Genomic DNA, 13,595 nt, shown 5'->3' on the forward strand with positions numbered 1-13,595 from the left:
CGTGTGGGAGACCCCCGGGGTGTTGTCCACGAAATTCGTGATCAACCAGTTCAGATTGCGCGCCGCCTGGCTCATCGGACTCAACTAACGCTCCTGCCGGTACGTGGGGCCGGAGCCCCGGTTGGTGCTGTCCGAGGCTCCACCGGCCTGACGGCCCTGCTGGATGCCACGACGGAGGTTGGTCAGCCGGCCGCGCACGTCGTCGGGCGAGCGGGAGACCTGCGGCCCGGACCGGGCGTCGCCCTGCTGCTGCGCGGTGCCCTCGACCAGGTTGGCCCGAGGCACCCGGCGGGGCAGGCCGGAGGTGGTGATGCCACCGGCGGAGGGCTCGCGCAGCTGCTCCGCGCGCCGCCACCGTTCGTCGTTGGGCGAGGACTGCCAGGCGGCCTCGGGGGGCGCCCCGGCGGCGGTGTGCCCGTTGACGTGACCCTGCGGCCCGGGGGCCGTCCGCGCGGGACGCGGTCCGCCGCCGACGGCGGGTGCGGGCTGCGGCTCCGACCGCTCCTCACGACCCGGGGCCCGGGAGGAGAACCAGTTGGTCTCCATCTCCTCGAAGATCGGCGTCCGGATGTCGGCGGACGCCGTCGGGGCGACGGGCAGGTCCAACTCGGTGGTGTCGTCACGCCGCTCGGGCGGGGCGACGCCGGACCGGTCGGCGGGGGCGGGGGGCAGGGGGTGGCCGCCGGTGGCCTCGGGATCGTCGTGGCCGCGCGGCACGTCCTGGCCGTCAGGCACGCCGGGTATGCGATCGGCGTCCTCCCGGGCCCAGCTCGGACGCTGGCCGCCCGGCCGGTCCGTGGGCGCCGAGGGGGCGGGACGGCCGTCTCGCGGCGGCAGTTCCGCGACGGGACGGGGCGCCGGGGGGCCGGCGGGGGTGCCGGGGGCGCCGTGCGGGGCGGCGGGACGGTGGTCGGCGCCCCGCCCGGCGGGGCCGCGGCCGGCCGGACCGGGGGGGCCGCCGGGGCGCTGGCCGGAGGCCGGTCCGCCGGCCGGACGCGGGCCCGGAACACCGGGAGCGGGCCGACCGCCGGAGGGGCCCGGTCCGGGACGGCCGCCGGGGCCGCCGGCCGGGAAGCCGCCCGTGCCCGGGCCGCCCTGACCGGGGTGGCCGCTGTGGCCGGGTTGCCCGGGGCCACCCCTGCCGCCCTGGCCGGCGCCGGGTCCGGCCGCGTTCGCGTTGGCCGGGAGCGCGGGACGGGGGCCGCCGGAGACCTGGCCCCGGGTGTGGAGGGCGCCGAGCTTGCTGCCCGGGACGGAGGGACCGGAGGGACCGGAGCCGCCGGAGGGCTCGCGCTGGAGGGTCGCGGCGGCCATGCCGCCACCGGCCCCGGGACCGCCGGGGCCGCCCGGACCGCCGGGTGCGGGCGTCTTGGGCTTGGCGCCGTGGCTGACCTCGACGGGCAGCATGACGAGCGCGGTCGTGCCGCCGGAGTCGGAGGGGCGGAGCTGGATGCGGATGCCGTGCCGCAGCGACAGGCGGCCGACCACGAACAGGCCCATGCGGCGGGAGACGGAGACGTCCACCGTCGGCGGGTTGGCCAGCCGGTCGTTGATCGCCGCCAGGTCCTCCGGGGACAGCCCGATGCCGGTGTCGTGGATCTCCACCAGCACCCGGCCGTCCGGCAGGGCGTGGCCGGTGACCTTGACCTTGGTCTGCGGCGAGGAGAACGACGTCGCGTTCTCCAGCAGCTCGGCGAGCAGGTGGACGAGGTCGTTGACGACGCGTCCGGCCACCTGGGTGCTCGGCACGGAGCTCAGCTCGATGCGCTCGTACTGCTCCACCTCGGAGGCGGCGGCGCGCAGGACGTCGACCAGCGGCACCGGTCGCGTCCACCGGCGGCCGGGCTCCTCACCGGCGAGGACGAGGAGGTTCTCACCGTTACGGCGCATGCGGGTGGCGAGGTGGTCGAGCTTGAACAGCGAGGAGAGCTGGTCCGGGTCGGCCTCGCGGGACTCCAGTTCGGAGATGAGCGAGAGCTGGCGCTGGATCAGGCCCTGGCTGCGGCGCGAGAGGTTGGTGAACATCGCGTTGACGTTGCCCCGCAGCATGGCCTGGTCACCGGCGAGTCGGACGGCCTCGCGGTGGACGTCGTCGAACGCCGCGGCGACCTGGCCGATCTCGTCCCGGCTGTGCACGCCGACGGACTCGACGGTCGTGTCGACGTCCTGCGGGTCGGCCTCGGAGAGCTGCTTGACGAGCTCGGGCAGCCGCTGGCGGGCCACCTCCTGCGCGGTGTCCTGGAGGCGGCGCAGCGAGCGCACCATGGAGCGGGCGACGACGAACGCGCCGGCGAGCGAGATGCCGAGCACGAGCAGGATGACGGCACCGTTGATGAGGGCGTCCTGCTGCGCCTCGGAACGCAGCTCGCGGGCCTGGTCGTCCATCTCGTCGAGCAGGGTCTGCTCGATGCGCTTCATCGCGTCGATCTTGGTGCGGTCCTGGTCGTACCAGTCCATGTAGGAGCGGGCCTCGGCCTTGATGCCGTGGGGCCGCTTGAAGACGCGGTCGGCGTACTCGTTGGCCGAGGTGATGTTGACGTCGCCGCCGCTGAGGGGCTCGGTCAGCTCGGCGGACTTCTCGGTGCCGTAGATGACGCTGAAACGGTTGAGGTACGCGGTCTCGTTCTCGTTGGCCGTGCGACCGTAACGGCGGTCGTTGTCCGAGAGCTGCGGCCCCTTGGGGTGGGCGAGGCCGGCGCTGATGACGGCCCGCTGGATGGAGGCGTACTCCTTGGCCGTGGAGAAGGCCGCCAGCGCGCGGGTGCTCTGGATCATCTCCGGGTTGCTGGTGGCCTGGGCCATGTCCTGCGAGAGGGCGAGCAGCGACTCGATCAGGGAGTTGTACTCGCTGACGGTGTCGGCGACGGCCTTGGGGTCGTCGTAGGCGCGTTCCCGGATGTTCTTGATCGTGTTCAGCTGACGGCCGATGTCGATGATCGTCGCCTGGACACCGGTGAGCTGGTGGTCGCCCTCGACGGTCAGGGCGTTGCTGGCCTCGTTGAACGCCTTGCGGGCCCGGTCGGTCGTCTCGCGCGGCCCGACGACGGTGTCGTCCTTGGCGTTGCCGTGCGCGGTGAGCGGGCCGGCGGAGCGGTCGCGCTCCTCCTGCAGGGCGATGGCGAGCTGGGTGGCCTGCTCGGTCATCTCGGTCAGCAGCCGCATGTTCTCCAACTGCTCGACCTCGCTGGTGGCGTCCGCGATGCGGATGCCACCGAGCACCGTGGCCGCGGCGACGGGCAGCGCCAGCAGCGAGACCAGGCGGGTGCTGATGCGCCAGTTGCGCAGGGCGAGCCGCGAGCCGGTGCTGCTCGGCTCACGGGTGCCGTCGGCCGCCGCGCCCTCGCCGTCCGTGCCGACCGGTTCGGCCGGCGACACCGACGACACCGAGGACCCCGACGACGACGTCATCGGCCCGCGGCCGTCCTTGCCGTCCGGGGCGCCGACGTCGGGTCCGCCGTCCTGCGCGCGCTGAGGGGCGGAGCCGCGGTCGCCTGTTCCGCGCAACTCCGGCTTCCCGGCAGCGCTGCCATCCCTCTTGAAACGTCCCTGCACTAGCGTCGCAACCTCTGGACCAGGCGTCCCCCCGAGACGGGGAGACGGTATTGAGTCGGCGGGCCGGGGCCCGACCGACGGTCGTGAGTGACCGGCGCGGGCCGTCAACCCGCCGCGCGGCGCTGCTGTGCGCCCCTTGCGCGCCGGCTGAAGTCCTGCGGCGGTCCGTGAGATTCCAGCACAGTGCCCGATCTCCCAACAAGGGCCACGATCCAGCCTGTGACCGACGTGACGCTACGCGCGCGAAAGATCACGTGTGGCGAGAAGCGGAAGCCCAGAGTTCGGACATTTGCCCACCAGACGGCCAGACGCACCCACTGCCCTGCTCGTAATACACCGGAGTGGAACGTCCAGGTAAGCGGCATTCGCGCCGTTTTCGCTCCACGGCACACGCGGAGCTTTGTCGCTTATGTCCAGTACCGGGTGAGCAAACTCACAAGGTTTGAAGTGACTGTAACGACCATGTGATGGGCAGATCGTTTTACTCTCGTGATTTGCTTCCGTCCATACACATGTCACACACGTCCGTCACAGACAAGAGGCCCAGTCACCGTGAAGACGACACTGAGCACGCGTAGCGTCGCCAACCCCCAGCGCACCACGTTGGCCCACCTCACGGACGCGGACGAGCTGCTGCCAGAGGGCCACGACCACGGCACCGAGCTCCCCGTCGAGACGGCCAACCCGCGCCGCACCACGTTGATCGACGTACCGCAGCACTGAGGGCACCACCGCGAGGGGCCCGCACCGATCCGATGATCGGTGCGGGCCCCTCGCGGTGTGCGGCGGGACGTGCCACGACCGGGGTGTCGACCCCCGGCCGGGGGCGTCAGAGCTGCCAGCTGTGCGGGGCGCGGAAGCCCGGCGTGCGCTCCAGCCGACGCCAGCGGGCCGGCGTGCGGGACGCCCGGTGCGCGTCACCGGGGTGCGAGGCGCCGTGACCGGCCGCGCGGGCCAGCAGGAGGGCGGTGACGGCGGCCAGCTCCTCATCGCTGGCGCGGCCCTTCTCGACGCGGACCAGGCTGTGGGCTTCGGTCGTGCTCACGGAGGGGTTCCCTTCGTCCGTCTCACTGGGGCGGGGTCGGTGCGGCGGGGTCACTGCGGGGGGTTGCCGTGCTTGCGCGACGGCAGGTCGGCGTGCTTGGTGCGGAGCATGGCCAGCGAGCGGATCAGTACCTCGCGGGTCTCGGCCGGGTCGATGACGTCGTCCACCAGGCCGCGCTCGGCGGCGTAGTAGGGGTGCATCAGCTCGGTCTTGTACTCCTTGACCATGTGGGCGCGCATGGCCTCGGGGTCGTCGGCCTCGGCGATCTGGCGACGGAAGATCACCCCGGCCGCTCCCTCCGCGCCCATCACCGCGATCTCGTTGGTCGGCCAGGCATAGGTCAGGTCGGCACCGATGGACTGGCTGTCCATGACGATGTACGCGCCGCCGTACGCCTTGCGCAGCACGACCGAGACCCGCGGCACCGTGGCGTTGCAGTACGCGTACAGCAGCTTCGCCCCGTGCCGGATGATGCCGCCGTGCTCCTGGTCCACACCGGGCAGGAAGCCCGGCACGTCGAGCAGGGTCACGATCGGAATGTTGAAAGCATCGCACATCTGGACAAAGCGGGCGGCCTTCTCCGAGGAGTGGATGTCCAGCACACCCGCCAGCGACTGCGGCTGGTTGGCCACGATGCCGACGACCTGGCCGTCCATGCGGGTGAGGGCGCAGATGATGTTCTCCGCCCAGCGCTCGTGGACCTCCAGGAACTCGCCGTCGTCGACGAGCTCCTCGATCACCTTGCGCATGTCGTAGGGCCGGTTGCCGTCCGCGGGGACGAGGTCGAGCAGCGAGTCGCCGCGCCGGTCCGCCGGGTCCTCCGTGACGACGGTGGGCGGGTTCTCCCGGTTGTTCTGCGGCAGCAGCGAGAGCAGGTAGCGGACCTCCTCCAGGCACGTCTCCTCGTCGTCGTAGGCGAAGTGGGATACGCCGGAGGTCCCCGCGTGCACGTCCGCGCCGCCGAGGCCGTTCTGGGTGATGTCCTCACCGGTGACGGCCTTCACGACGTCCGGTCCGGTGATGAACATCTGCGAGGTGTCGCGGACCATGAACACGAAGTCCGTCAGCGCCGGGGAGTAGGCGGCACCGCCGGCGCAGGGGCCGAGCATAACGGAGATCTGCGGGATGACGCCCGAGGCCCGCGTGTTGCGCTGGAAGATGCCGCCGTACCCGGCCAGCGCCGAGACCCCCTCCTGGATGCGGGCCCCCGCCCCGTCGTTGAGGGACACCAGTGGCGCGCCCGCCGCGATGGCCATGTCCATGATCTTGTGGATCTTGGTGGCGTGCGCCTCGCCGAGGGCCCCGCCGAAGATGCGGAAGTCGTGGGCGTAGACGAAGACCGTCCGGCCGTGGACGGTCCCCCAGCCGGTGACCACGCCGTCGGTGTGGGGCCGCTTGGCCTCCAGGCCGAAACCCGTCGCCCGGTGCCGGCGCAACGGCTCGACCTCGCGGAACGTGCCTTCGTCCAGCAGCAGGGCGATCCGCTCCCGGGCGGTCAGCTTGCCCTTGGCGTGCTGTGCCTCGGTGGCCCGCTCGCTCGGGCCCCGCCGGGCCTGCTCGCGGATGGCGTGCAGTTCGGCCGTACGGCCGCGTGCGTCCGTCGCGGCCACGGGGGCGGCCTCCGGGGCCGGGGAGAGATCGGTCATGTATAGACCCTACGAAACGAGACGCGCGAACCCCGTCGTTGGATTCGCACAGTCTCCGCCCGATATTCATGGCTGCGCTGGACAGAACCACCCTGCGACGAGCACCCACCGATCGCGATGCCACAGGAACGCGTGGCGGGGTGCTGTAGAGGTTCTACAGCACCCCGCCACGCGGCGTTGACCTGCGGTTCGCCCGGCCGTTCCGTCGGTACGGGCCGTGCGGAGCGGGCCGGTCGACGGCGCGGCGCCGCTCGCCCCCGTGCGCGGACCCCCCCGACCCCTGAGCGGTGCGTGCGGGAACACTGTTAGAGCGTTACTCTAAACGAGGCGGCGCGACCAAGGCGCTTCCGCAGGTCTACCGCCTCGCAGCTTGTTGAGCATGGTCGATCACATTGGAGTAGCGCTCTATATGGTGGAGCCCATCCGCGTCCGACGGCGACGAGAGGACCGCGTCATGCCCACGCGTCAGGAGGTGCCGGGTGCGACTGACCCCGACGGAACGTGACCGGCTGCTGCTGTTCGGCGCGGCCGAACTGGCCCGGGCCCGACGGGCCAGGGGCCTGCGGCTCAACGTCCCCGAAGCGACGGCCCTCGTCGCCGACGCCGTGTGCGAGGCCGCGCGCGACGGCCGACGCCTGGCCGAGGCCATCGCCGCCGCACAGGCCGTGCTCGGTCCCGAGGACGTGCTGCCCGGCGTGCCGGAGGTGCTCACCGAGGTCCACGTCGAGGCGGTGTTCGAGGACGGTTCACGGCTCGCCGTGGTGCCCGAGCCGGTCGGCGCAGCGATCGCGGACGGACCGGGAGCGGTCCTGCCGGGGCCCGCGCACGCGGAGCCCCGGCCGCAGCTGACGCTGGCGGTGCGCAACACCGCGTCCGTACCCGTCAGCGTCACCTCGCACTTCCACTTCTTCGAGGCCAACCCCCGGCTGGAGTTCGACCGGGCCGCCGCCTACGGGATGCGGCTCGCCGTGCCGGCCGGCTCCTCACTGCGTTTCGGCCCCGGCGAGAGCGTCGACGCGCCGCTGGTGGCCATCGGCGGCGACCGGATCGCCATCGGCTTCGCCGGCCTGGTGGACGGACCGCTGGACGCGCCCGGCGCCAGGGCGGAGGCGCTGCGCCGCGCGGCCGCCTGCGGCTACCTCGGCGCCGCGCCGGTGTCCGCGCCCCCTTCCGCGTCGGCGTCCGAGGAGCCTCCGCGACCCGGCGATGTCCATGACACACCCTCCGAGGGGAGCGCGGGATGACCGTCGACCCACGCGAGTACGCCTCCGTGCACGGCCCCCGGGCCGGCGACCGGGTCCGCCTCGGCGACTCCGGCCTCGTCGTGCGCGTCGAGTCCGACGCGCAGAAACCCGGCGAGGAGTTCCTCGCCGGGTTCGGCAAGACGGCGCGGGACGGGCTCCACCTCAAGGCCGCCGCCGTCCGCGAGACCTGCGACGTCGTCATCAGCAACGTGCTGGTCGTCGACGCCGTGCAGGGCGTCCGCAAGGTGTCGGTCGGCATCCGCGAGGGCCGCATCCACGCCATCGGCCGCGCGGGCAACCCCGACACCCTGGAGGGCGTGGACGTCGTCGTCGGCACCGGCACGACCATCGTCTCCGGCGAGGGGATGATCGCCACCGCAGGCGCCGTGGACACCCATGTGCACCTGCTCGCGCCGCGCGTGATGGAGGCGTCCCTGGCCTCCGGCGTCACCACGATCATCGGCCAGGAGTTCGGCCCCGTCTGGGGCGTGGGCGTCAACTCCCCGTGGGCGCTCGGGCACGCCTTCAGCGCCTTCGACGCCTGGCCGGTCAACATCGGATTCCTCGGCCGCGGCTCCTCGTCCCACCCGGCGCCCCTCGTGGAGGCCCTCGCGCAGGGCGGTGCCTGCGGGTTCAAGGTGCACGAGGACATGGGCGCCCACCGGCGGGCCCTGGACACCGCGCTGCGGGTCGCCGAGGAGCACGACGTGCAGGTCGCGCTGCACAGCGACGGACTCAACGAGTGCCTGGCCGTCGAGGACACCCTGGCCGTGCTCGACGGGCGCACCGTCCACGCCTTCCACATCGAGGGCTGCGGCGGCGGACACGTCCCCAACGTCCTGAAGATGGCGGGCGTGCGGAACGTCATCGGCTCGTCCACCAACCCCACACTGCCCTTCGGCCGGGACGCCGTGGCCGAGCACTACGGCATGATCGTCTCCGTCCACGACCTGAAGACGGACCTCCCCGGGGACGCCGCGATGGCGCGCGACCGCATCCGCGCGGGCACCATGGGCGCGGAGGACGTCCTGCACGACCTCGGTGCCATCGGCATCACCTCCTCCGACGCGCTCGGCATGGGCCGGGCCGGCGAGACGATCCGCCGCACCTTCCAGCTGGCCGCCAAGCTCAAGCACGAGACGGGGCCGATGGAGGGCGACGGCGAGGCCGACGACAACGCCCGCGTCCTGCGCTACATCGCCAAACTCACCCTCAACCCCGCGATCGCCCACGGCCTCTCCCACGAGATCGGCTCCATCGAGGTGGGGAAGATGGCCGACATCGTGCTGTGGCACCCCGCCTACTTCGGCGCGAAGCCCCAGCTCGTGCTCAAGTCCGGGTTCCCCGCCTACGGCGTCACCGGCGATCCGAACGCCGCCACCGACACCTGTGAGCCCCTCGTGCTGGGGCCGCAGTTCGGTGCCCACGGCGCCGCCCCGGCGGAGATCTCCGTGGCCTTCGTGGCCCGGGCCGCTCTGGAGGAGGGCCACGACACCCTGCCGACCCGTCGCCGTCGCGTCGCGGTGCGCGGCACCCGGGGCATCGGCCCGGCCGACCTCGTCCACAACGCCCGCATCGGACACGTGGACGTCGACGACCGCACGGGCCTGGTCACCCTGGACGGCGATCCGCTGCACTCGGAGCCCGCCCGGAGCGTGCCGCTCAACCGCCTCTACTTCCTCTGACGCCTCCCGCCCGCCTGACTCCCGCACCACGGGACGACAGGACCACAGCACCACAGCGAAGGACAGCGCCCATGCCGACTCCCGCCGCGCACGGCTTCCGCATGCCGCCCGAGTGGGCACCGCACGACCGCACCTGGATGGCCTGGCCGGGACCGAACCCGACCTTCGACTCCGAGGAGTCGCTCGACGCCGCCCGAACGGCCTGGGCCGACGTCGCCCGCGCCGTCAGCCGCTTCGAGCCCGTCACCGTCGTCGCCTCCCCGGACCAGGCCGCCGCGGCACGGCGCCGACTCGGGCCGGCCGTCACCGTCGTCGAGCAGCGACTGGACGACGCCTGGATGCGCGACATCGGCCCGACGTTCGTCACCGACGGCCGACGGCTCACCGCCGTCGACTGGGTCTTCAACGGCTGGGGCGCGCAGCCCTGGGCGCGCTGGGAGCACGACGCCCGGGCCGCCGCCTTCGTCGCGGACCGGGCGGGGGCGCGGCGCTCCGCGTCCCCGCTGGTCAACGAGGGCGGCGGGCTGCACGTCGACGGCGAGGGCACGGTGCTGCTGACCGAGACCGTGCAGCTCGATCCGGGCCGCAACCCCGGCTGGACCCCCGAGCGCGTCGAGCGCGAGATCCACCAGCGGCTGGGCACCACCCGGGCCATCTGGCTGCCGCGCGGCCTGACCGCCGACTACGGACCGTTCGGCACCCGCGGCCACGTCGACCTGGTGGCCGCGTTCGTCGCGCCCGGCATCGTCGTCGCCCACGTCCAGCGCGACCGTTTTCACCCCGACCACGCGCTGTGCCAGGAGACGGTGAAGCTGCTGCGCGCCGCCACGGACGCCCGGGGTCGCCCGCTGGAGGTCGTCGAGCTGCCCGCGCCCACCGTCACCGAGGTGGACGGCGAGCCGGTCGACTACTCCTACGTCAACCACTACCTGTGCAACGGCGGCGTCGTGCTCTGCGGGTTCGACGACCCGATGGACGAGCACAACGCGCGGATCTTCCGCCGTCTCTTCCCCGACCGTACGGTGACGCTCGTCGACGCACGTACGATCTTCGCGGCGGGCGGCGGCATCCACTGCATCACCCAGCAGCAGCCGCGCGTCACGTCACCGGCGTAGACGGCCGCCGCCCCGGGCGGCGCACGGTCCCAGGGGAGTTCAGCGTGGCAGGTCGGGCGGCAGCCGGAACAGCAGCGGCGCGGGCGAGCCGTACCCGGCGCCCGGCCCAGCCGCGCGAACGGCTCCTGGCGACGGCCATGGAGATCATCGCCGAGCGCGGTCTGGAACGCCTCACCATGGCCGGGCTCGGCTGCCGGGTCGGTATGAGCAGCGGCCACCTCCTGTACTACTTCAAGACCAAGGACGAGCTGCTGCTCCAGACCCTGCAATGGAGCGAGGAGCGGCTCGGCGCCGAGCGCCGCGCCGCCCTCGCCCGTCAGGTCCCCGCGCGTGAACGCCTGGACCGGCTGGTCGACCTCTACCTCCCCGACGGGCCGCGCGATCCCGCGTGGGCACTGTGGCTGGAGGTGTGGAACCGGTCCCAGAACGCCGACGACGAGGTCCGCACCCGGCAGCTCGAACTGGAGCTGGCGTGGCACCGCGACCTCGTGGCGCTCCTGGTGGAAGGCATCGACCGGGGCGAGTTCCGTCCCGTGGACGCCGACCGCTTCGCCACCCGGACCCGCGCCCTGCTCGACGGGCTGGCCGTCCACCTCGTGGTGGGCCTGCCGGGGACGGACCGGGAGACGGTGCTCGGCCACGTCCGCGACCACGTCGACCAGTCGCTCGCGGCCACCCCACCGTCCCCCGTCACGTGACCGCCGGGCGGGAGGGCGCTACTCGGTCGGCGACACGCCGGCCCGCAGCAGCCCGTAGGTGTACGCGTCGTCCAGGGCCTGCCAGGACGCCGCGATGACGTTGTCCGCAACGCCGACGGTGGACCACTCCCCCGCGCCGTCCGACGTCGAGATCAGGACCCGGGTCGTGGACTCGGTGCCGTGGGTGCCGGCCAGGATGCGCACCTTGTAGTCCACCAGCTCCAGCCGTGCCAGCTCCGGATAGATGCGCTCCAGCGCCACCCGCAGCGCCCGGTCCAGGGCGTTGACCGGGCCGTTGCCCTCGCCCGTCGCCACCGCCCGCTCGCCCTTCGCCCACAGCCGGACGGTGGCCTCGTTCGCGTGCGTGCCGTCCGGCCGGTCCTCGACGATGGCCCGCCACGACTCCACCCGGAAGAACCGGGGCGCGCCCCCCTCACCCCCCTCGCCGCTCGCCGCGCGGTGGACCTCGTCGCGCAGCAGCAGCTCGAAGCTCGCGTCGGCCGCCTCGTAGGTGTAGCCGCGCAGCTCCTGCTCCTTGACGCGCTCCACCACGCGACCGACCAGCTCGCGGTCGCCGGCCAGGTCGTACCCCAGCTCCTTGCCCTTGAGCTCGACCGAGGCGCGTCCGGCCATGTCGGAGACCAGCATGCGCATCGAGTTGCCGACGGCGTCCGGATCGATGTGCTGGTACAGGTCCGGGTCGACCTTGATCGCGGACGCGTGGAGCCCGGCCTTGTGCGCGAACGCCGAGACGCCGACGTAGGGCTCGTGGGTCGAGGGCGTCAGGTTGACCACCTCGGCGATGGCGTGCGAGATGCGGGTCATCTCCGGCAGCGCGGCCGGCGGCACGACCGTGCGCCCGTACTTCAGCTGCAGGGCCGCCACCACCGGGAACAGGTTCGCGTTGCCGACCCGTTCCCCGTAGCCGTTGGCGGTGCACTGCACGTGCGTGGCGCCGCCGTCGACCGCCGCGAGGGTGTTGGCGACGGCGCACCCGGTGTCGTCCTGCGCGTGGATGCCCAGACGGGCCCCCGTGTCGGCGGCGACCGTCCGCACCACGGCCTGCACCTGCGCGGGCAGCATCCCGCCGTTGGTGTCGCACAGCACGACGACGGCCGCCCCGGCCTCGTGCGCCCGCCGCGCGACGCGCTTCGCGTACTCCGCGTTCGCCTGGTAGCCGTCGAAGAAGTGCTCGCAGTCCACGAACACCCGGCAGCCGCGTTCCCGCAGGTAGGCCACGGTGTCCGCGACCATCTCCAGGTTCTCCTCCAGCGTCGTGCGCAGGGCCAGCTCCACGTGGCGGTCGTGCGACTTGGCCACGACGGTCACCACCGGCGCGCCCGAGTCGGCCAGCGCCCGCACCTGCGGGTCGTCGGCCGCCCGCACCCCCGCCCGGCGCGTCGCACCGAACGCGACGAGCTGCGCGTGCCGCAGGTCCAGCTCGGTACGGGCCCGCTCGAAGAACTCGGTGTCGCGCGGGTTCGCTCCCGGCCAGCCGCCCTCGATGAAACCCACGCCGAAGTCGTCCAGGTGGCGCGCGATGGTCAGCTTGTCGGCGACGCTGAGGTTGATGCCCTCACGCTGAGCGCCGTCGCGCAGCGTCGTGTCGAAGACGTGGAACGAATCGTCGGGGGCTGCCGTGGTCATGCTGTCTCGACTCCTACGTGAAATGTGCGGGACCGGTAGTTCTGCTCACACAGCTCCACTTGTCCCCATCATCCCGCGCACCTCCGACCTCCGGAGCGGGTGGACCGGAAGGGGCCGGATAACGAAAAAACCCCTCGCGGGTGCGAGAGGTCGGCGCGCGGGTCTGGGACACGGTGTCCACTGCCGCCATCGGTCAAGCGGGTTCAGTGGTCACTGCGGACCGGCGCGCTGTCACCAATAATCATGGCGAACGAGAGCACGGGGGAAGTCAACCACACCCCGACCCGTCACCCGCACATGTCTCACCATCCGGAAACCCCCGTCCCCACCACCCCGGCCCACCCCTGCCTGAGTACGCGTACTCAGGCAGCGAACGCTCAGCGTGTGCACAATGCTTCGAAAAGTGACGCACCCGCCGAGGGTGATGACCGCGGCCGCCGCGCGGCCGCGGCAGGAGGGGACGACACGTGGTGGACGCGCGGGTTTCGGGCATCCGAGCCCTGATCGACGAGAACGCGGGCGGGAACACGGACGCGGCGACGGCGACCCCGGCGGCATCGCCGTGGGACGAGGGCGGCAGGAGCGACCTCAACTCCGACACGAGACTGTGGAACACCGCGTCCTCGGGGGTGGACTCCCTGAGAGACACACTGAAGCCCGCCGTCACGAAGCTCGACGACGGTCGGCGCGGCCTCGGCCCCGGTGACACGGCGGTGACGGGCCTCCTGACGGGAGCCGCCCAGACCGACGTCCACGACACCTGGGCACGGTACCTGGACCTCCTCGCGCGCGAGTCCGCCGAGCTCTCCGACAAGCTGACCAAGGCCGGAAGCGACCACTACGCGAACGAGGAAGCCGTCGCCGCCGCCTTCCGGCAGCAGCTGACGAAACCCGAGGAGCCCACCTCGGTGCTGGGCCTGCCCCCGTTCGGCGTCCACGCCTTCCCGAGCTGGTGACGGCGCG

10 protein-coding genes and 1 pseudogene are annotated in these 13,595 nt (G+C 72.7%); 6 read left to right on the forward strand and 5 right to left on the reverse strand.

The annotated features are described in order from the left end of the window. A pseudogene (locus IF129_RS22645) lies at positions 1–75 on the reverse strand (roadblock/LC7 domain-containing protein); the annotation flags it as partial. 9 nt (positions 76–84) lie between these two features. Next, positions 85–3,552, reverse strand: a complete 3,468-nt coding sequence (locus tag IF129_RS22650) for a sensor histidine kinase (protein ID WP_191211650.1) — start codon at positions 3,550–3,552, stop codon at positions 85–87. Between the two features lie 552 nt (positions 3,553–4,104). Here IF129_RS22650 and IF129_RS22655 point away from each other — a divergent pair. After that, positions 4,105–4,275, forward strand: coding sequence for a hypothetical protein (locus IF129_RS22655; protein WP_191211651.1), 171 nt, complete (start codon positions 4,105–4,107; stop codon positions 4,273–4,275). A gap of 106 nt (positions 4,276–4,381) precedes the next feature. On the opposite strand, the gene IF129_RS22660 is transcribed toward IF129_RS22655, so the two are convergent. Then, positions 4,382–4,597 carry an acyl-CoA carboxylase epsilon subunit gene (locus IF129_RS22660; protein ID WP_191211652.1) on the reverse strand — a complete coding sequence of 72 codons (216 nt, stop codon included), beginning with the start codon at positions 4,595–4,597 and terminating at the stop codon, positions 4,382–4,384. 50 nt (positions 4,598–4,647) lie between these two features. Next, positions 4,648–6,243 carry an acyl-CoA carboxylase subunit beta gene (locus tag IF129_RS22665; RefSeq protein WP_191211653.1) on the reverse strand — a complete coding sequence of 532 codons (1,596 nt, stop codon included), beginning with the start codon at positions 6,241–6,243 and terminating at the stop codon, positions 4,648–4,650. 479 nt (positions 6,244–6,722) lie between these two features. On the opposite strand from IF129_RS22665, the gene ureA reads away from it, so the two are divergent. The 4 genes from ureA to IF129_RS22685 all read left to right on the forward strand — a co-directional run bounded on the left by ureA (position 6,723) and on the right by IF129_RS22685 (position 10,985). Further along, on the forward strand, positions 6,723–7,487 hold the full coding sequence (gene ureA / locus IF129_RS22670; RefSeq protein WP_191211654.1) for an urease subunit gamma: 765 nt from the start codon (positions 6,723–6,725) through the stop codon (positions 7,485–7,487). Continuing rightward, entirely contained in the window at positions 7,484–9,172 is a 1,689-nt protein-coding gene (locus IF129_RS22675) for an urease subunit alpha (protein ID WP_191211655.1), read from the forward strand. The genes ureA and IF129_RS22675 overlap by 4 nt, the downstream gene beginning before the upstream one ends. Positions 9,173–9,243: 71 nt before the next feature. Next, positions 9,244–10,287 (forward strand): agmatine deiminase family protein, encoded by a 1,044-nt coding sequence (locus IF129_RS22680; RefSeq protein WP_191211656.1) that lies wholly within the window; start codon positions 9,244–9,246, stop codon positions 10,285–10,287. A 44-nt stretch (positions 10,288–10,331) separates the two neighbouring features. Beyond that, positions 10,332–10,985 carry a TetR/AcrR family transcriptional regulator gene (locus IF129_RS22685; RefSeq protein WP_318153894.1) on the forward strand — a complete coding sequence of 218 codons (654 nt, stop codon included), beginning with the start codon at positions 10,332–10,334 and terminating at the stop codon, positions 10,983–10,985. A gap of 18 nt (positions 10,986–11,003) precedes the next feature. Here IF129_RS22685 and cimA read toward each other — a convergent pair whose 3' ends face one another. Then, entirely contained in the window at positions 11,004–12,632 is a 1,629-nt protein-coding gene (cimA, locus tag IF129_RS22690; protein WP_191211657.1) for a citramalate synthase, read from the reverse strand. A gap of 470 nt (positions 12,633–13,102) precedes the next feature. Here cimA and IF129_RS22695 point away from each other — a divergent pair, with 470 nt between their 5' ends. After that, positions 13,103–13,588 (forward strand): hypothetical protein, encoded by a 486-nt coding sequence (locus IF129_RS22695; RefSeq protein WP_191211658.1) that lies wholly within the window; start codon positions 13,103–13,105, stop codon positions 13,586–13,588. The last annotated feature ends 7 nt before the right edge of the window (positions 13,589–13,595 follow it).

It is taken from the genome of Streptomyces chumphonensis (genome assembly GCF_014779715.1).
GTDB lineage: Bacteria > Actinomycetota > Actinomycetes > Streptomycetales > Streptomycetaceae > Streptomyces > Streptomyces chumphonensis.

What these genes read in the sequence shown, in the direction of transcription:
- IF129_RS22675 (WP_191211655.1), top strand. Translation starts at nt 7,484, where the DNA reads ATGACCGTCGACCCACGCGAGTACGCCTCCGTGCACGGCCCCCGGGCC.
- IF129_RS22680 (WP_191211656.1), top strand. Translation starts at nt 9,244, where the DNA reads ATGCCGACTCCCGCCGCGCACGGCTTCCGCATGCCGCCCGAGTGGGCA.
- cimA (WP_191211657.1), bottom strand. Translation starts at nt 12,632, where the DNA reads ATGACCACGGCAGCCCCCGACGATTCGTTCCACGTCTTCGACACGACG.
- IF129_RS22665 (WP_191211653.1), bottom strand. Translation starts at nt 6,243, where the DNA reads ATGACCGATCTCTCCCCGGCCCCGGAGGCCGCCCCCGTGGCCGCGACG.